This window comes from Streptomyces sp. NPDC040405 (genome assembly GCF_055595765.1).
Map to the genome: position 1 here is coordinate 641,744 of NZ_JBVIVI010000002.1, position 18,329 is coordinate 660,072.

Genomic DNA, 18,329 nt, shown 5'->3' on the forward strand with positions numbered 1-18,329 from the left:
TCGTCCGCCGGGCCAGTCGGCGCTCACCGGGACGGGAGGCCGAGCGCGGCGTGTGCGTCGTCCAGGATCTTGCCGATCGCGGACGCGGCGCGTCGGACCTGCTTCGCGTCGCCGGTCTCGGCAGTGTCCTCCCAGTGACAGAACTCTTTCGCAACCTTCGGCTGCCGCTGAATGTGGACATAGACGGCCCACTGGGCGATGAACCGCTGGAGCGGGGAAAGGTCGGAAGCCTGGCGGGACTGGTCGGCGGCCTGATCCAGCTCCCGGGTAAAGGCGGGCAAGGCGGCGGGTGCGATCTGCGCGACGGCCTGGCGGAGGGCCGTGACGGTGGCGGGCGGCTGAGGGATGAGTGGTTGCCCGGTGGCGGAGGTGGTCATTGCTGCTCCCATGGGCGAGATTCTGATCCCTGGAAGCAGCGTATCGAGTGCGAGCCCGATCGCACCGCCCGAACGAGTGACGGCGCGCCCCAGCTCAGGCCATGCACCACGTGCTCGGGGCCGTGATGCTGGGGTTCACCCTCTAAGCGGGAGGCCGTCTCAAGCGGCGCGGTTTGGCAGGTGCTCGATGAGAGTCGGGAGCGGTCAGGGGCACCGGTTCGAGGTGTACGTCTCCCTGAGCGAGATAGTGGTCGAGTTCGGGCGGTCGGTAGGACGCGTCCTCGTCGTGGCGCGTGTGAGCGGTTTCCGAGAGGTATTCGCAACCGTCGGCACGGCCCGACTCGTCCGCAGCCTGTCCGATGGGCCGGTGCCACGGTCGGGCCATGAGGTAGGGGCCGGTGCGTGAGTTGTGGACCGGGCCCATGATGTCGGGCCGCACGGGGAAGCGCATGCCGGTGTTCGGGGTCATGGCGCGCGGCCCGGTCTCGCTGAGGACCTCGGGGTCGAACTCCAGCCCGTGACGGCGAGCCTGGTGGACCATCCACAGCAGGGTGATGTCGGAGAGGGCCGTCTCACCGTAGCCACCGCCGACGTCACTGTGTACTCCGGCGAACCACACCTGCTTCAGTTCCTGGCCCTTGTCGTCGGCGCCGGGTTGCTGGTGCCATAGCGTCGGGATGAACGGTGTGCGCTGCTCGTCGATGGCCAGTGCGTGGAAGGCTCCCTCCACCCAGCTGCTCAGGTCGGTGTCGTGGAACGCCCACCGGCGGTTGACGGAGGCCACGACCGGCTTGAGCCACCGGGGCCCCGGAACCGGGATGCCGAGAGTACCGACCGTGTCCCACACTCCGATGAAGCGGATCCCCGTCTCGTGCGCGTACGTCTGGCGGAACAGGGTGGCGGCCGTGCCGGTCGGCTTCTCGATCCGGTCGCGGTACAGGGCCCACGCCTCCTTGATCCGGTGGGCGTGCTCCCGGCGCAGGATGCCGGAGTTGCGCACCAGGCCGACGAGGCTGCGGGCGGTGAAAGCCCCCCGGCTGAATCCGAACAGGTACAGATGGTCACCGGGCTCGTAGGCGTCGACGAGGAAGCGGTAGGCGTCCAGGACGTTGCTGGACAGCCCCTTGCCGAACGCGCCGCCGCGCAGGCGCTCCCAGCGGCGCGTGCCGACACCGCGGCCGTAGTACACGCGCTGCTCCACGCCGTCCGCCCGCGGGCGGACGGCCAGGGCGACCTTGGTGACGTTCGTCTTGTTGGGCTGGTCGGCGAGGTCCCACGTGCCGTCACAGCAGAGGACCAGATTCTTGGCCATGGCAGGCTCCCTCCGGGGAGGAACAGCGACCGCACATCATCGATGCCAGCGCCCCGGCCCGTCCCGCGCCGCGCGGCGGGACTACCGGCCGACAGGACGCGATTCGATGGTCGCACTACTCCGCGGGCCTCGCCATTTCTCGTTCAGCCGTCCGCCGGGGCCACTCCGATGGGGCAGGAGACGCCCGTGCCGCCGATGCCGCAGTAGCCTGCGGGGTTTTTGTCCAGGTACTGCTGGTGGTACGGCTCGGCCGGGTAGAAGGGGCCCGCGGGGAGGACTTCGGTGGCGATCTCGCCGTAGCCGGAGCCGGTCAGGACGGACTGGTAGGCCGTGCGGGAGGACTCGGCTTCGGACTGCTGCTCGGGGGAGTGGGTGTAGATCGCGGAGCGGTACTGGGTGCCGACGTCGTTGCCCTGGCGGAAGTGCTGGGTGGGGTCGTGGGACTCCCAGAAGAGCTTCAGGAGGGCGCCGTACGAGGTGACCGCGGGGTCGAAGACGACGCGGACGGCCTCGGTGTGGGCGGTGAGGCCGCTGCAGACCTCTTCGTAGGTGGGGTTCTCGGTGTGGCCGCCCTGGTAGCCGACGAGGGTGGTCCAGACGCCGGGGGCCTGCCAGAACACGCGCTCCGCGCCCCAGAAGCAGCCGAGGCCGAAGTCGGCGACGACCAGGCCCTGCGGATACGGGCCGGTGAGCGGGTTGCCGAGGACGGTGTGGCGGCCGGGGACGGTGAAGCCCGGTTCGGGGCGGCCCTTCAGCGCCTCCTCGGGGGTCGGGAGGTGGTTCTCGCGGCGGCTGAACAGCATCGGGAGGGCTCCTCGGAGGGCGGAAGAACGGGGTGGCTATCCCTTACAACGGGTGGGGGCGCGCTCGAATTCCGGGGCGCCGTTCACCTGGGCAGGGGCGCCGGGTAGCCGCGGGGCCGCTCACTTGGGCAGGGTCGCCGGGGAGCCGCGGTGACGCTCACTTGGGCAGGGTCGCCGGGGAGCCGCCGCGGCCCTCCCAGCCCGCCACCGCGAGCGCCCGGTAGACGGCGTACTCGGCGGCCGGGTCGGCCCCGTACGACCAGGGCACCGCGCCCACGTGGCCGTCCACGTGGCGCAGCTGCTCCATGGCGTCCGCGTACCGCTCGGAGCGGACCAGGAACCAGACCAGCAGATGGCGGACGTGGGGGAGGACCGGGTGGTCGGAGGGGGCCTGGCGGACGGCGTACAGGGCGCCCTCGACGGCCTTGGTGACCACGTCGCTCTGGTACAGGCTGCGGACGAGGTTGACCTCGGGCAGGTGCTCGAAGACGCCGAACAGCGGCAGGGCGGGGAGGAGGCTCTTGTCGGGGGCCGACGCGGCGGCGGCGTGGGTGAAGCGGTCGGCGCGGTCCTGGGAGCCGTGCCACTTCTCGCACCAGTAGTGGAGGGCGGCGAGGTGGGCGCCCATGTGGTGCGGGGCGCGGTCGGTGACCTTGGTCCACAGCTCCTCGAAGTCGGCCTGCCGGTAGGGGAGACCGCGGGCGACGCCGAGCTCGATGATGTGCGGGACGGGGTCCTCGGGGGCCAGCCGCGCCGCCTCGTGGCAGACGTCCCGGGCCTCCTCGAGGATCATCCGGAAGTCCTGCGAGGACGGGTCGAGCAGCGCCTGCCGGACCAGGAACTCCGCCTGCACGGCGGCCGCGCCCGGGTCCTCGGGGGCCGCGACGCGCCAGGTGCGCAGCCACATCCCGCCCTTGCCCGGGGCCTGGGCGAGCTCGAAGGCGGCGGCTCCGGCGAGGGTCTGGACGCGCTGCCAGCGCAGTTCGGAGGTCGCGTCGGTGAGCGCGAGCAGCCGGGAGGCGGGCTGCCAGTCCTGGCGGGCCTGAACTTCCTCCAGCGCCTCGATGAGCTGGAGGTCCGGGCCGGGCAGCCGCACGTCCAGCTGTTCGCGCGGGACGAAACCGTACTCACCCGGGTCCGTGGCGCGCATCGCGCCCCGCAGGGTCTCGCGGCCGCCGCGCCTCCGCCGCAGCGCGGGCAGCACGATCAGCCCGCCGATCATGACGACGGCGATGAGGAAGATCAGAAGCTCCATGAGGTGTCCCCGTGTGAAGTCCCGTGACGGCTTGTGGTCCAGCCTATGCGCCAGGGCGGACAATGACCGCCGCCGTTGAATCCTGGACGGTTCGCAGCCGAATCCTGGACGGTTCGCAGGGGAACCCCGGACGGGCCCGCCGCCGGATCCTGGAGGTCCTGGACGCGCCCGCCGCGCGTTACGCTCGGGCTCATGACCGACCAGCACCCCCACAGCTTCGAGACGCTCGCCATCCACGCGGGCCAGGAGGCGGACCCGCTCACCGGCGCCGTCGTTCCGCCGATCTACCAGGTCTCCACCTACAAGCAGGACGGCGTGGGTGGCTTGCGCGGCGGCTATGAGTACAGCCGCTCCGCCAACCCCACCCGGACCGCCCTTGAGGAGAACCTGGCGGCTCTGGAGGGAGGCCGCCGCGGGCTCGCCTTCGCCTCCGGCCTCGCCGCCGAGGACTGCCTGCTGCGCACGCTGCTGGTGCCGGGCGACCACGTGGTCATCCCGAACGACGCGTACGGCGGCACGTTCCGCCTCTTCGCCAAGGTCGTCGAGCGCTGGGGCGTGGAGTGGTCGGTCGCCGACACCTCCGACCCGGCGGCGGTACAGGCCGCGCTGCGCCCCCGTACGAAGGTGATCTGGGTCGAGACGCCGAGCAACCCGCTGCTCGGCATCACCGACATCGCGGCCGTCGCCGACATCGCCCGCACCGCGGGCGCCCGGCTGGTGGTGGACAACACCTTCGCCAGCCCCTATCTGCAGCAGCCGCTGGCGCTCGGCGCGGACGTCGTCGTGCACTCCACCACCAAGTACATGGGCGGCCACTCGGACGTCGTCGGCGGCGCGCTGATCGTCTCCGACCCGGGCCTCGGCGACGAACTCGCCTTCCACCAGAACGCGATGGGCGCCGTCGCCGCCCCCTTCGACTCCTGGCTGGTGCTGCGCGGCATCAAGACACTCGGGGTACGGATGGACCGGCACAGCGCGAACGCCACGCGCGTCGCGGAACTGCTCACCGCCCACCCCAAGGTGACCGAGGTCTTCTACCCGGGGCTGCCCGAGCATGCGGGCCACGAGATCGCCGCCAAGCAGATGCGGGCCTTCGGCGGCATGGTGTCGTTCCGGGTCACCGGCGGCGAGGAGGCGGCGGTCGAGGTCTGCAACCGGGCCCGGCTGTTCACGCTCGGCGAGTCGCTGGGCGGCGTCGAATCGCTGATCGAGCACCCGGGGCGGATGACGCACGCCTCGGCGGCCGGTTCGGCGCTGGAGGTACCGGCGGATCTCGTACGGCTGTCGGTGGGCATCGAGTCCATCGACGACCTGCTGGTGGATCTGACCCAGGCGCTGTCCTGACGGTCCCGTCCCGCTGAGGTCACCACCCCTCCAGCGGAGGGGTGGTGTCGGTGGGCGGCCCCGCCCACGGGTGGACGACGGCCGCCCAGACGGTGAACGCGAGGACCGCGCCGAGCAGCACCGCCCAGGCGATGCTCCGCGCCGCCCGGCGGCGGCGCAGCAGCCGCTCCCCGCGCCCGGCCGCCCGCCCGGCCAGATCCGGCGGCAGCACCGGGTGCGGCCCCTCCAGCATCCGCCGGACCTGGTCCTCCTTGCGGTCCGGGAAGCTCCCCGCGCGGTCCGGGAGGCTCATCGCGCCGCTCCCGCCGGGTGACCGGCGACCGGGGGCGGCCCGGGGGCGCCGGCGGGAGGCGGGGCGGCGCGCATCAACGTCACGGCGCGCGCGCAGATGGCCCGTACGCGCTCGACCGGCAGGCCGAGCGTGGCCGCCGTCTGCTCCTCCGCGGCCCCCTCGTACAGCCGCAGCACCAGCACCAGCCGCTCGCGCGGGGTGAGCCGGTCCAGCACGCCGCCGTGCGGGCGGCGGTAGCGGCGGGCGCGGTGGGCGAAGAGGGCGGCCAGCTCCTGGCGGGTGCGGTCGTACGGATCCTCGCCGCGCAGCCGGTCCCAGCGAGCGTAGGTGCGCGCGAGCGCGGCGGTCAGCAGGTGTTGCGCGGCTTCGGTTTCCCCCGTCGGTTCCCCCGTGAGCAGTGTGGCCGCGTGCAACAACCTGCCACCGGCGCCCGCGACGAATGCCTCGAATTCCCGGGCCCGGCGGCTCTCCCGTGCTGCCCGCCGCTCTCGCACCGCGCCCTCCGCCGTTCGTTCCTCAAGGACACGGCAGGCATGGGCGCCCGGTCAAGAGTCCGGTCAAGGGTCCCGTCGGGAGCGCCGGTGGTTCAGGACGCCGGGGCCGCCGCCTGCGGCACCGTGCCGTGCGCGGCGGACAGGGCGACGTTGAAGCGGGTGAGCAGATCGCAGAACATATCGCGCTCCTCCACCGTCCAGCCGTCCGTCACCTGTGCCATCAGCTCGCGCCGCGAGGAGCGCACCTCCTCCAGGCGGGCCTTGCCGCGCGGGGAGAGCTGGAGGACGACGGCACGGCCGTCCTCGGGGTGCGAGGTGCGCTTGACCAGGCCGGAGTCGACGAGCGGGGCGACCTGCCGGGTCACGGTGGAGGAGTCGATGCCCATGCCTCCGGCGAGTGCCTTGACCCCCATGGGGCCTTCCTGGTCGAGTCGGTTGAGCAGCAGGTAGGCGGCGCGGTCCATCGAGTTGCGGGCCTGTCCGACGCCGCCGAGCCGGGTCTGCTCCGCGCGGCGGGCGAAGACCGCGACCTGGTGCTGGAGTGATTCGAGTACGCCGGTGTCGAGTTGAGTCGTCATGTCCGATTGGGTGGGCATGGCCTAGGGCTCACTTCATGCGGTGGTCTGTGGGATGTGGCACAGAGTACGCGGCCGGGGCCCTGCCCGTACGGGGGCTGCAGAAACCTGCCGACAACCGGCCAACCGTTCCTAGTGACTGAGCGGGGGCGAGTCCTGGTTCCAGGGCTCGTGCTCAGCCGGGTGCTCCGAACGGTTGTGGGCTCCCCCAGCTACCGCTGGGAGGTACCCCCTCTGGTCGCCCGCTTTCGCTCCGCGCCCGGCGCCAGCGGATCGTGTCCGTGGTCCGGGGATGCGGGGGCGGGTTTCCTCACGCCCCGGGGTACCCGATGTGGCCTGGACGGTCCGATGCCCCGCACGATCGCTCTGGTCGTGCGGGGGCGGTGCCGTCCGTCGCCGGATCGGGTGCCCCAGGGCGCGCCTGCCGATCGCCACCGCTGCCGCGTGGTGGCGTGTGGTTTTCCTGTTCTTGCTGGTGAGGGGTTTTTGCCAGTGCTGGGCGCCCCAGCGGCTGGTGTAGGCCGGGTCGACGGCGACGACGGTGATGCCGAGCTCGGCGGCCATCGATACCAGCCGTGCCCGTAGCTTGGCGGTGGGCATGCCGGAGATCAGTTTGCGGAAGCGCTTCCTGCGGCCGTGCTTCTCGCGAGTCTTCTCCGCTGCGAAGTCCAGGTCCTCGATCGCGATCGCCAGCCCGTGGCGTTGGGTCCAGTGCAGGAGGCGGATGAGGGCGTGCCGCACCTGCGCGTCCCGGTGCGGTGCACGTCCGGACAGGTCGTAGTCGAACCTGCGCGGTTCACCGAGCGGGTTGCCGTGGGTGTCCAGGCGCCAGGCCGCCAGGTGATCGGCGTTGGTGTCCACTCCGATCAGCCCTCCGGACCGGGCAGCCTCCAAAGGCACCGTCGTGGCCGGTGGGAGCTGCCATGAGGCGGTCAGGTGCCAGCGGTTCCGGTCCACGTCGTAGTGGATGCGGTACGCCACGGCGCGGTTGGCCGCGATGCGGTCCGCCCACTGCTGACCTCGGTGCCGGAAGCCGACCCGGCACGCCAGCACGTACCGGCCGTGAGGCGCGTTCGCCAGCTCGGCCAGCGGCGCCGGAAGCTTGATGCTCACTTCACCGCCGGGACTGACCCGGATCGTCTCGTTCCCCTGCCGCTTGCCAGACTCGCCGTCGGCCCGGAGGAACCAGCGCCCGGCCTCCCACCGCACCCGCCACCCCGCCTCGGTCAGCCGGGCAGCCTGAATATCGTGCCGGTTACGCAGCAGCTTCGCACCGCCCCGAACCACCCGCACGCGTCCGGCCTCACGATCAGCCCGCTCCCGCTCCAGCCGATCTTGAAGCACGTGCAGGCGCCGGGACTTGGCGAACCACTCCTGCTTCGAGCGGTAACCACCCGGCACGCCCCGGGTCCCCTTGGCTCCGACCGGCAGTGACAGTCGGCGAGCGATCGTACGGACAGCGGCCTCAAGGGACTGGATATGCGCGAGTTGACCGCGCCGGGCCAGTGCCCACTGATCATGCGTGGCCTTGGTGATGCTGCCTGCCCAGCGCGAGGAGCACTGGCCGGTCAACTCCCGCTTACGCTGCGCCCACTGGTCACTGTCATGATCCAGCCCGGCCGCGCAGCGGGCCTTCAGGTCCCGGGAGGCCAGGGAGCCCAGCAGGTCGCCGACCAGGCGCAGAACCTTCTCGTCCTGTCCGGTCAGACCCTTGAGGCCGGCCCGGATGGCCACCCCGGACGGGCCGGGCGCCACGAGCGGCGCCGCCACATCACGCAGCCGCCCATTCCCACCCCTTACGCGGCCTGAAGATCTCCCATCACTGCACCCAACGAGCATCCCTCGCAAAGGTCACACATTCGATACAAGAACTCCCGTTCCCTCCCGAGGCCCGCTGTGCGGTCGCCGATACTCACTCGCGCACACCACTATGCGCCCACGTGCTTTGAAGCGACAGCAGCCCCGAACCCCTGGTCGCCCCGGGCCCGCCGTGCTGGGTGGGAGCTGCGAGACTGGGGCCATGGCTCCACGACCCGGCGGAGCGGACGGGTCCGGCCCGGCCGAGCACCCCGCACGCTCCGTACCGTCCGCCCCGCTCGCGATCACTCTGGACGATGTGCGCGAGGCGCAGAAGACGCTCTCGGGGGTCTCCCGGGTGACCGCGCTGGAGGGCAGCCGCTACCTGACCGGTCTGGTCGGCGCCCCGGTGCAGATGAAGTGCGAGAACCTGCAGCGTACGGGCTCTTTCAAGCTGCGCGGCGCCTATGTGCGGATCGCGCGTCTGACGGCCGAGGAGCGGGCCGCGGGGGTGGTCGCGGCGAGCGCCGGGAACCATGCGCAGGGCGTCGCGCTCGCCGCCTCGCTGCTGGGGGTGCGGTCGACCGTCTTCATGCCCGAGGGCGCTCCGCTGCCGAAGATCGCGGCGACGCGGGACTACGGCGCTGAGGTCCGGCTCGAGGGCCAGATCGTGGACGAGACGATGCGGGCGGCGCAGCGGTACGCGGAGCGGACGGGCGCGGTCTTCATTCATCCGTTCGACCACCCGGACATCATCGCGGGGCAGGGCACGGTGGGGCTGGAGATTCTGGAGCAGTGCCCCGAGGTGCGCACGATCGTGGTGGGCATCGGCGGCGGCGGGCTCGCGGCCGGGCTCGCGGTGGCGGTGAAGGCGCTGCGGCCGGACGTACGGGTGGTGGGGGTGCAGGCGGCGGGCGCCGCGGCGTATCCGCCTTCACTCGCGGCCGGTCGGCCGGTGTCGGTCGAGGCGCCGGTGACGATGGCGGACGGCATCAAGGTGGGGCGGCCGGGCGACGTTCCGTTCGGGATCATCAGCGCGCTCGTCGACGAGGTCCGTACGGTCAGTGAGGACGAGCTGTCCAGCGCGCTGCTGCTGTGCCTGGAGCGGGCGAAGCTGGTGGTGGAACCGGCGGGGGCGAGCCCGGTGGCGGCGGTGCTGTCCGATCCGGAGTCCTTCGAGGGGCCGGTGGTGTCGGTGCTCTCGGGCGGCAACGTGGATCCGCTGCTGATGCAGCGCATCCTGCGGCACGGCATGGCCGCCGCGGGCCGCTATCTGTCGCTGCGGCTGCGGCTCACCGACCGGCCGGGGGCGCTGGCGACGCTGCTGGCGGAGCTGTCGGCGGTGGACGCCAATGTGCTCGACATCAGCCATGTGCGCATCAATCCGCGGCTGGGGCTCAGTGAGGCGGAGGTCGAGCTTCAGCTGGAGACGAAGGGGCCGGAGCACTGCGCCGAGGTCCGGGAGGCGCTGCACGGTGCCGGGTACACCGTGATGGTCTGACGGTTCGCGGCCTGGTCCGACGGCTCGCGTCGGTCCGTGCCGGCGTTGAGTCGCGTTATCGCGATTACGTATGTCGCGATGTATCGCGTCTGCGCTATGATTCTCTCCACTTGCTGTCGCGACGCTGCCCTTGTGGGCGGACATATGCCTTTATTGAGGGGACGCGTCCCCGCGTGGCGAGAAACATTCGCCGCACGTCACGTCAAACGATCTTTCGTGGACCTGACTCAACCCGGGAACACCCAACTCTGGGAGTGCCACATGCCAGGCGCGATCCATGCCGAGGGCCTGGTGAAGACCTTCGGCGAAGTAAGAGCTCTGGACGGTGTCGATCTCGACGTGCCGGAAGGAACCGTGCTCGGACTGCTCGGCCCCAACGGGGCGGGCAAGACCACCGCGGTGCGCGTACTGACCACGCTGCTGCGCCCGGACAGCGGAACGGCGGTGGTCGCCGGGGTGGATGTGCTCAAGCACCCCAACGAGGTCCGCCGGTCGATCGGCCTGTCCGGTCAGTTCGCCGCCGTGGACGAGTATCTGACGGGCCGGGAAAACCTCCGGATGGTCGGGCAGCTCTACCAGATGGGCGCGCGCGAGGCGAAGACCCGCGCGGACGAGCTGCTGGAGCGGTTCCACCTCGCGGACGCGGCCGACCGCACCGCCAAGACGTACTCCGGCGGCATGCGCCGTCGGCTCGACCTCGCCGCCGCCCTGGTCGTCAGCCCGCCCGTGATGTTCATGGACGAGCCGACCACGGGGCTCGATCCGCGCAACCGGCAGGCGCTGTGGGAGGTCATCCAGGAACTGGTGGCCGGTGGTACGACGCTGCTGCTGACCACCCAGTATCTGGAGGAGGCCGACCATCTGGCCCATGACATCTGTGTGATCGACCGCGGCAAGGTCATCGCCCGCGGCACCTCCGACCAGCTCAAGGCCCGCATCGGCGGGGAGCGGGTGGAGGTCGTGGTGCACGAGCGGGAGCACATCGCGATCACGGAGCATGTGCTGCGGGTGCTGGGCAAGGGCGAGACCACGGTGCGGGAGCACACCCGCAAGGTCACCGTGCCGGTGGTCGGCGGGGCCAAGCTGCTCGCCGAGGTCATCCGCGAACTGGACACCCGTGGAGTGGAGATCGACGACATCGGGCTGCGCCGCCCGACGCTGGACGACGTCTTCATCTCGCTCACCGGCCATGCGGCCGAGGGCGATCCCCAGGAGAACGGCGTTCACGAGGGAGGCAAGTGATGGCTGTTGTCGAGGAGTCCGGCGCCACCGTCGCCACCGCCCCCCGGCCGCGCGGCGGACTGCTCGCGGCCGTCCGGGACTCATTGGTGGTCGCCCAGCGCAACTTGATCCGGATGATGCGGATTCCGGAGGTGGTCATTTTTGGCCTTATTCAGCCCATTATGTTCGTGGTGCTGTTCAGCTATGTGTTCGGCGGCGCGATCATGGTGCCGGGGCAGGCCCATGCGAACGCGGATGTCTATCGCGAGTTCCTCATGGGCGGGATCTTCGCGCAGACCGTCACCTTCGCGACGGCGGGCGCGGGCGCCGGGATCGCCGACGACATGCACAAGGGGCTGATCGACCGGTTCCGCTCGCTGCCGATGGCGCGCGGCGCGGTGCTCACCGGCCGTACGCTCGCGGACCTGGTGCAGACGGCGCTGACGCTGGTCGTGCTGGCGATCGTCGCGCTCATCGTGGGCTGGCGGGTGCACGACGGAATCCTGAGCGCGCTGGGCGCGTTCGGCCTGCTGCTTCTGCTCGGCTACGCCTTCTCCTGGATCGGCGCGCTGATCGGGCTGACGGTACGGACCCCCGAGGCCGCGACGTCCGGCGGGCTGATCTGGCTGTTCCCGCTGACCTTCATCTCGAACGCGTTCGTGCCGTCCAGTCAGATGCCCGAGTTCCTGGGGCACATCGCGGACTGGAACCCGTTCAGTGCCACGGTGCAGGCATGCCGGGGGCTGTTCGGCAATCCGGAGGGCGTGGTCTCGGACGCCTGGCCGATGCAGCATCCGGCGCTGGCTTCGGTGCTGTGGTCGATGGTGATCATCCTGGTGTTCCGGACGCTGTCGGTCCGGAAGTACCGCTCGGCGACCGCGTGACGGGCTCCGCCCTCGTCGTACAGTGAGCCCCCGGCCGTTCTGGCCGGGGGCTCGCCGTGCGTCGTGCGGGCGTTCGGTGGGTGCTCAGCCCTGATAGGGCTTGGCGTCCAGGATGCGCACCGATGCCGTACGGCCGTTCGGCAGTTCGTATTCGGCGTCCTGGCCGACCTTCTTGCCGTTCACGCCCGTGCCCAGCGGGGACTGCGGCGAGTAGGTCTCGATGTCCGAGCTCGCGTATTCACGAGAGGCGAGAAGGAAGGTCATGGTGTCGTCCGTGTCGCCGTCGAAGGCGATGGTGACGACCATGCCGGGGGCGACCACGCCGGTGTCCGCGGGTGCCTCTCCGACCTTCGCGTGCTCCAGGAGCTGCGTCAGCTGACGCACCCGGAGCTCCTGCTTGCCCTGTTCCTCCTTGGCGGCGTGGTAACCGCCGTTCTCCCGGAGGTCACCTTCCTCCCGGGCAGCCTCGATCTTCTTCGCGATCTCGATACGTGCCGGACCCGACAGGTACTCCAGCTCGGCCTTGAGCTGGTCGTACGCCTCCTGGGTCAGCCAGGTGACGTTCTCGCTGGTCTGGGTCACAGGTGCTCCTCGTCGGTGCTGGGAATACAAATGAACGCCCTACTCAGAAGGGTGCGCCTTCAAAGCCGGGCGAAACCACGAGCCTAACAATTCCGACAGGAAACGGGGAGGAGGGAACTCGACTCCATGTGCATGAACCGGGGCAAATCGGGCCAGTTTGGATGTGTTCGACGGAAGCCTCCGGCCGCTGTCCAGCCGCTCTCCGGCCGGTGTCCGGGTGGCATCCGGCCGGTGTCCGAGCGGGGTCGGACGGGCGGCGCGGCGCCCGGCTCAGCGATCCGCGGCGGAGTCGCAGCCGACCAGCTCGGCGCTGGTGGCGCGCGAGGTGGTACGCACCGTCACCACCTTGATCATGTCGTCCTGGCGCTGCCCGAAGGTGAAGCTCTTGCGGCCCACCTCGTCGTGGTAGGTGTCCTGCGCGCGCACCGTGCACTCGGCGGTCGCGCCCTTGTCCTTGGTGATCTCCAGCCGGACCTCGACGGTGTCGTCCGCGGTCACCTTGAAACCGGTCAGCTGACCGCTGACGTCCTCGTCGATGACGTACGCGTATCCGAACCAGGCGATCAGCGCGATCAGACCGGCGCCGAGCACCGAACCGATGATCTTCAGCTTGCGGTCGGCCCGCTCATCCGCGGAGCGGCCGTAGCGCCCCTCGGGAAGGCCCTGGCGCACCGCCGACATGATCGCTTCCTCCTGCTCGGAAGACCCGGAATTATTCGGGCCCGCTGTGGGTCACTATAGAAGCCGTCTTCCGCGACGAATCACTGAGGATCGAACTTGACTGAGCAGCTGCGTTTGATGGCCGTGCACGCGCACCCGGATGACGAGTCGAGCAAGGGCGCGGCCACCATGGCCAAGTACGTGTCCGAGGGGGTGGACGTGCTGGTCGCGACCTGCACAGGCGGTGAGCGCGGGTCCATCCTCAACCCCAAGCTCCAGGGGGATCCGTATATCGAGGAGCACATTCACGAGGTACGCGCCAAGGAGATGGACGAGGCGCGCGAGATCCTCGGGGTGAAGCAGGAGTGGCTGGGCTTCGTGGACTCCGGACTGCCCGAGGGCGACCCGCTGCCCCCGCTGCCCGAGGGCTGCTTCGCGCTCCAGGACGTGGACGAGGCGGCGGGCGAGCTCGTCAAGCTGATCCGCGCCTTCAGGCCGCAGGTCATCACGACCTATGACGAGAACGGCGGCTATCCGCACCCCGACCACATCATGACCCACAAGATCACGATGGTGGCCTTCGAGGCGGCCGGGGACCCCGGGAAGTACCCCGAGGCGGGCCCGGCCTGGCAGCCGCAGAAGCTCTACTACAACCAGGGCTTCAACCGGCCGCGCACCGTCGCCCTGCACGAGGGGCTGCTCGCGCGCGGGCTGGAGTCGCCGTACGCGGAGTGGCTGGAGCGCTGGAAGACGTTCTCCCGGCGCGAGCGCACCCTGACCACCTATGTGCCCTGCGCCGACTTCTTCGAGATCCGCGACAAGGCGCTGATCGCGCACCGCACGCAGATCGACCCCGACGGCGGCTGGTTCCGGGTGCCCATGGACATCCAGAAGGAGATCTGGCCGACGGAAGAATACGAGCTCGCGAAGTCACTCGTGGACACTTCCCTCCCCGAGGACGACCTCTTCGCGGGCATCCGCAACAATTGACCCCATGATGAGCGCGACCAGCACCCTCGCCATGACGCATCTCGTCCCGCTCGCCAAGGATCTGGACGAGAACAAGGTGACCCCCGGCCTGCTCGGGTTCGTCGTCTTCGCACTGATCGGCGGCGCGGTGTGGCTCCTGATGAAGTCCATGAACAAGCACATGAACAAGGTGGACTTCGAGGAGGAGCCGCAGTCCGGGGCGGAGCAGCCCGGCGAAGCCCGGGCCACCGCCTCCCCGAAGGGCACCAAGGGGGAGCGCACGGCGTAGCGGCACCTCCTCACCCTGAGCCCGGGCCGGGCTCAGGGCTCACGCGCGGGGCCGGTCCGGCAGCACTGCCATGACCTGGCGGGAGCGGCGGCTCGGCACCATGCCGAGCTGCCAGGCCTGCCACCCCGTTTCCGGCTCCACCCCGCGCTCCAGCACCAGCGCGAACGCCTGCGCGCACTCCTCCAGCCGGGAATCCCCGCCCGCCGCGGCGCTGCCCGACTCCCGCAGCTCCCGCAGCAGCTCCGCCAGCTCCTCCTGCGCCACCGCCGTGCCGATGACCGAGCCGCCCGCCGAGGCGAACGGCAGCAGCGTGCACCGCAGGAACCGGGCCCAGGACCCGCCGCGCCGGTCCCCGTACCCCGCGAACAGCCGGGCCGCCTCGTCCACCAGCTCCAGCGCCTGCGTCGCCCGGCCGTTTCCCGCGTCGATCACCGCCAGCTCGACGCACGACCACGCCTCGCCATGGGCCACTCCCACCCGGTGGAAGTCCTGCCGGGCGTCCTGCAGCAGCTGCCGCGCGAAGCCGCTGTTGCGCAGCGAGCCGGTCTGCGCCGCCCGCAGATCACGGGTGACCCGCGCCGAGTGATGCCGGGCACACGCCAGCCCGTACACATCCCGCATCCGGCTGAACATCGTGCGGGCCCGCTCCAGCTCGCGCACCGCCGCGTCCCGGTCGCCGCGCTCCTCCAGCGCCTGGCCCAGGTAGTACAGCGTCCAGGCCTCACCGCGCGCGTCCTCGTTGTCCCGGTGCCGGGAGAGGGCCTGGCGCAGCCCGTCCACAGCCGCCGACGGCTCCCCGGCCACCAGCCGGGTACGGGCCAGCTGGGTCAGCGCCCAGGCCTCACCGCGCTGGTCGTGGGTGAGGTGGTACGCGCCCAGCGCCTCCTGCAGCTCGGCCTCCGCGCGCGGCAGATCGCCCATCCGCAGCCGCGCCTGACCGAGCTGGAAGTGCGCCCATGCCTGGCCGTGCAGGCTCTCGGACTCCCGGTGCAGCTCCAGTGCCTGCCGCAGCAGATCCAGCGCCTCGGCGAGCTGCCCGCGGTCCCGCTCCACGGCGGCCAGCGCGTGCATCGTCCACCCCCGGTCGCCGCGCAGCGCCTCGGACGTCTGCAGGGCCAGCGCCTCGCGCAGCTTCGCCGTGGCCTCCACCAGATTTCCCTGGTGGTGCAGGGTGATGCCCAGGCTGCACAGCGCCCGGGCCGCGCCCGCCTCGTGCTGGGCCTCGAAATACAGGTCGACCACCGAGGACAGCGTCGTACGGGCCTGGTCCAGCTCGCCGAGCTGGCGGGCGGCGATACCGGTGCGCCACTGCACGGACCGCACCAGCAGCCCCTGGTCGACCGCCTGGGTCAGCTCGCTGATCTCACCCAGCCGGTACAGGTCGCCGCGCAGCAGGCAGTAGTCGCACAGCGCGCCCAGCAGATGCAGCACCGCGGACTGGTCCACGCCCTCCGCATGGCGCAGCGCTGCCGTGATGAAGCTCGACTCGTCGTCCAGCCAGCCCAGCGCCGCGTCCAGCGAGGTGAAGCCGTGGCCGCCCGCCGCGCCCTTGGCGAACATGTCGGCGCGGGTGGACGTCTTGCCGTCGACCAGCCGGATCACCGAGTCGGCCAGCTCGGCATAGCTGCGGATCAGCCGCTCCTGGGCGGCGGTGCGCTGCTCGGGCTCCTCCTCGTCCGCCAGCCGGGCGGCGGCGAACGCGCGCACCACGTCGTGCAGCCGGTACCGGCTGCCGCGCACATGCTGGATCAGCCCGGCGCGGCCCAGCGCGTCCAGATGGCGGGCCGCCTCCTGCTGATCGGCGCCCAGCAGCGCCGCGGCCGCCGCCGCGCCCAGGCTCGCCCGCCCGGCCAGCGCGAGGCGCCGCAGCAGCCGCCGGGCGCCGTCCTGCTGGTCGGTGTAGCGCAGCCACAGGGTGCGCTCGACCGGCCCGACCGGCCCGTACGCCTCCAGGTCGGCGGCGAGGGCGGCGGGGGTGCGCGGGCCGAGGGAGGAGCCCGCGATCCGCAGCGCCAGCGGCAGCCGCCCGCACAGCTCGGCGATCCGCTCCACGGACTGGCCGTCGTACGGACCGGGCCCGGCCGGGTTCTCGGCGGAGACCCGCAGCAGCTCCTCGGCGCCCGACTGGTCCAGCGGGCCGACCTCCAGCCGGTGCACCCATGCGGCCAGCTCCGGCGGCAGGGCCAGCGGGGTGCGCGAGGTGACCAGGATCAGGCTGTCGGACCGCTCCGGGACCAGCGTGCACACCTGCTCGGCGTCGCTCGCGTCGTCCAGCACGATCGTGACGGGCAGCCCGGTCAGATGCTGGTGATACAGCTCGATGAGCCGCTTGCGGTGCTGGTCCTGGCTCGCCCGCTCCCGGAAGAGCAGCTGGTCGCGGGGTGCCCCGAGCCGGTTCAGCAGATGCAGCAGCGCGTCGCGCGTCGACAGCGGGGCCTGCTCGGCGCTGTCCCCGCGCAGATCCACCAGGCACGCGCCCCGGAACTGGTCGCGCAGCTCATGGGCCGCCCGCACGGCCAGCATGGTGCGGCCCGAGCCCGGCGGGCCCTCCAGCAGCACCACCGTCGGCTTGGTCTCGGTGCTGGCCCGCGCCTGGTGCACCCACTGGGCGATCTGGCTCGTCTGCGCGCGGCGCCCGGCGAACGGGCCGTCCCCCTGGGGGAGATGGCCGAAGGACTGCTCCAGCACGGTGCGCCTGCGGGCCGCCTGGCTGCGGTCCGCGCCCCGCAGCCGCGGCGCCTGCCCGCCGGAAGGGGAGGAGGAGCGCTTGGCCGGGCCGCCGCCCTGGCGGGTGGCGGCCGAGGTCATCCGGTGCTGGTCGATGAACGGCCGGATGCCCCGCACCTCGACCGCCGTCAGCCACTGCAGCCGCAACTGCTCGGGCCCGCCGGGCTGGTTGCGCAGCGCCGCCTGGCGGTGGGCGGCGGGCCAGTGCGCCGCGGTGAGCTTGAGGACGGCCGCTGCCGACCCCGCCACCGCCGCGGTCACGCCCGCGCCCAGCGCCGTGCCCGTCGACGTGCCGAAGGTGAGGTCCGCGCCGAAGGCGGCAGCCGCCGCCACCGTGGCGGCCAGCGCCGGGGTGGCCAGCCGCTCGCGCCCCAGCATCGCCGAAAGCGGTCTGCTACCGGCTTCCGCTTCCTCCAGCGCGCGCACATACGCGCCGTACTCCTCGGCCGCGGTCGCCGCCATCCCGTCCAGCGAGCCCCGCGCGCGGCCGAGCAGCACCCCGCCGTCCGTGCGGCCGCCGGAGCGCCGCACCTCCTCCTCGACGGCCCGCGTCAGCAGCCGCTCGACCTCCGTCCGGTGGCTGTCCCGCAGCACGGCCAGTGAGCCCGGCATGTGATCCCCCTCCTGCACGAGCGCCACGCGTGAATCGCGCGTTGCTCCCCAAGTCTTCCGCTTCTGCCTCATTTCCGGCAGCCCTGTGGATAACTCCCCCTGTGGACAACTCGCCCGCCGACGGCCGGACTCCAGGAAGATCGGCACCCGCCTCGGGGAAGATCGACGCCGGACTCCGGGACGATCGGCACCGGCCTCGGGGAAGATCGACAACTGGCGGCCGGGCGTGCATCCTGCTGGTCGTCGGCCTTGCGCGGGCAAATGGATAAGCCGACCCCTTTCGTCTGCGAATAGCGTCAGGTGTGGCGCTGAGTTACGGAATTCGGGGAATTGGCCCGACACATATGGAATCCCAAGTTCCGGCAAAGACGATCGCGGTGTGACGTCGATCACATGGGTAAAGTATTGATCAAGTGGATCCAATGGTTCATATACTGACGGCAGGTCCGGTGCCGCTGATGGACCGACACTTCGTCGTCGGCCCTCCGGGCGTGGCCGCCGCGCGCTCGTTCGGCGCGGCCGTGTGGTCTTGAGTCATAGGGGGAAGAGCATGCTTTTTGGGCGAGTTGATCAAGGCGTCCCGCTCGGGGGCTTCGTTGCCGAGCCCGGCCCCGCCTTCAGGCGCGGAGTGCACC

The 18,329-nt window shown here is 71.3% G+C and carries 17 protein-coding genes; 6 read left to right on the top strand and 11 right to left on the bottom strand.

Features of this window, described 5'->3' with window-relative positions; all coding sequences use genetic code 11:
- Window positions 1-23 precede the first annotated feature (23 nt).
- The 4 genes from ACZ59A_RS10275 to ACZ59A_RS10290 all read right to left on the bottom strand — a co-directional run bounded on the left by ACZ59A_RS10275 (window position 24) and on the right by ACZ59A_RS10290 (window position 3,747).
- Window positions 24-377, bottom strand: a complete 354-nt coding sequence (locus tag ACZ59A_RS10275) for a DUF6247 family protein (protein ID WP_470957856.1) — start codon at window positions 375-377, stop codon at window positions 24-26.
- Between the two features lie 142 nt (window positions 378-519).
- Entirely contained in the window at window positions 520-1,689 is a 1,170-nt protein-coding gene (locus tag ACZ59A_RS10280; protein ID WP_470956088.1) for a DUF2235 domain-containing protein, read from the bottom strand.
- A 143-nt stretch (window positions 1,690-1,832) separates the two neighbouring features.
- Window positions 1,833-2,492: a peptide-methionine (S)-S-oxide reductase MsrA gene (gene msrA, locus ACZ59A_RS10285; RefSeq protein ID WP_470956090.1), complete on the bottom strand. Its 660-nt coding sequence runs from the start codon at window positions 2,490-2,492 to the stop codon at window positions 1,833-1,835.
- Between the two features lie 157 nt (window positions 2,493-2,649).
- A complete protein-coding gene (locus tag ACZ59A_RS10290) occupies window positions 2,650-3,747 on the bottom strand; it encodes a hypothetical protein (protein ID WP_470956093.1) in 1,098 nt (365 codons plus the stop codon).
- A gap of 192 nt (window positions 3,748-3,939) precedes the next feature.
- Here ACZ59A_RS10290 and ACZ59A_RS10295 point away from each other — a divergent pair, with 192 nt between their 5' ends.
- Complete coding sequence (locus ACZ59A_RS10295) at window positions 3,940-5,091, top strand: cystathionine gamma-synthase (protein ID WP_468056059.1); 1,152 nt, start codon at window positions 3,940-3,942, stop codon at window positions 5,089-5,091.
- 19 nt (window positions 5,092-5,110) lie between these two features.
- Here the strand turns inward: ACZ59A_RS10295 and ACZ59A_RS10300 are convergent, their stop codons facing one another.
- The 4 genes from ACZ59A_RS10300 to ACZ59A_RS10315 all read right to left on the bottom strand — a co-directional run bounded on the left by ACZ59A_RS10300 (window position 5,111) and on the right by ACZ59A_RS10315 (window position 8,291).
- Window positions 5,111-5,383: a hypothetical protein gene (locus ACZ59A_RS10300; protein ID WP_470956096.1), complete on the bottom strand. Its 273-nt coding sequence runs from the start codon at window positions 5,381-5,383 to the stop codon at window positions 5,111-5,113.
- Complete coding sequence (locus ACZ59A_RS10305; RefSeq protein WP_470956099.1) at window positions 5,380-5,877, bottom strand: sigma factor-like helix-turn-helix DNA-binding protein; 498 nt, start codon at window positions 5,875-5,877, stop codon at window positions 5,380-5,382. Before ACZ59A_RS10305 ends, ACZ59A_RS10300 begins: the two co-directional genes overlap by 4 nt.
- A gap of 92 nt (window positions 5,878-5,969) precedes the next feature.
- Window positions 5,970-6,473 (bottom strand): MarR family winged helix-turn-helix transcriptional regulator, encoded by a 504-nt coding sequence (locus tag ACZ59A_RS10310; protein WP_470956102.1) that lies wholly within the window; start codon window positions 6,471-6,473, stop codon window positions 5,970-5,972.
- A 111-nt stretch (window positions 6,474-6,584) separates the two neighbouring features.
- Window positions 6,585-8,291 carry an IS200/IS605 family accessory protein TnpB-related protein gene (locus tag ACZ59A_RS10315; RefSeq protein ID WP_470956105.1) on the bottom strand — a complete coding sequence of 569 codons (1,707 nt, stop codon included), beginning with the start codon at window positions 8,289-8,291 and terminating at the stop codon, window positions 6,585-6,587.
- Window positions 8,292-8,472: 181 nt separating this feature from the next.
- Here ACZ59A_RS10315 and ilvA point away from each other — a divergent pair, with 181 nt between their 5' ends.
- The 3 genes from ilvA (at window position 8,473) to ACZ59A_RS10330 (ending at window position 11,855) form a co-directional block, all read left to right on the top strand.
- On the top strand, window positions 8,473-9,750 hold the full coding sequence (gene ilvA, locus ACZ59A_RS10320) for a threonine ammonia-lyase (RefSeq protein WP_470956108.1): 1,278 nt from the start codon (window positions 8,473-8,475) through the stop codon (window positions 9,748-9,750).
- Window positions 9,751-10,011: 261 nt separating this feature from the next.
- Window positions 10,012-10,992, top strand: a complete 981-nt coding sequence (locus ACZ59A_RS10325; RefSeq protein ID WP_470956111.1) for an ATP-binding cassette domain-containing protein — start codon at window positions 10,012-10,014, stop codon at window positions 10,990-10,992.
- Complete coding sequence (locus tag ACZ59A_RS10330; protein WP_470956114.1) at window positions 10,992-11,855, top strand: ABC transporter permease; 864 nt, start codon at window positions 10,992-10,994, stop codon at window positions 11,853-11,855. Before ACZ59A_RS10325 ends, ACZ59A_RS10330 begins: the two co-directional genes overlap by 1 nt.
- A gap of 84 nt (window positions 11,856-11,939) precedes the next feature.
- Here ACZ59A_RS10330 and greA read toward each other — a convergent pair whose 3' ends face one another.
- Entirely contained in the window at window positions 11,940-12,437 is a 498-nt protein-coding gene (gene greA, locus ACZ59A_RS10335) for a transcription elongation factor GreA (protein ID WP_468056070.1), read from the bottom strand.
- A 270-nt stretch (window positions 12,438-12,707) separates the two neighbouring features.
- Window positions 12,708-13,118 (bottom strand): DUF4307 domain-containing protein, encoded by a 411-nt coding sequence (locus ACZ59A_RS10340; RefSeq protein ID WP_470956117.1) that lies wholly within the window; start codon window positions 13,116-13,118, stop codon window positions 12,708-12,710.
- Between the two features lie 96 nt (window positions 13,119-13,214).
- Here ACZ59A_RS10340 and mca point away from each other — a divergent pair, with 96 nt between their 5' ends.
- The gene (gene mca / locus ACZ59A_RS10345) at window positions 13,215-14,087 is read left to right on the top strand and encodes a mycothiol conjugate amidase Mca (RefSeq protein ID WP_470956120.1); all 873 of its coding nucleotides are present in this window, start codon (window positions 13,215-13,217) and stop codon (window positions 14,085-14,087) included.
- 7 nt (window positions 14,088-14,094) lie between these two features.
- A complete protein-coding gene (locus tag ACZ59A_RS10350) occupies window positions 14,095-14,355 on the top strand; it encodes a hypothetical protein (RefSeq protein WP_470957859.1) in 261 nt (86 codons plus the stop codon).
- A 39-nt stretch (window positions 14,356-14,394) separates the two neighbouring features.
- Here the strand turns inward: ACZ59A_RS10350 and ACZ59A_RS10355 are convergent, their stop codons facing one another.
- On the bottom strand, window positions 14,395-17,694 hold the full coding sequence (locus ACZ59A_RS10355; RefSeq protein WP_470956123.1) for a tetratricopeptide repeat protein: 3,300 nt from the start codon (window positions 17,692-17,694) through the stop codon (window positions 14,395-14,397).
- Window positions 17,695-18,329 lie beyond the last annotated feature (635 nt).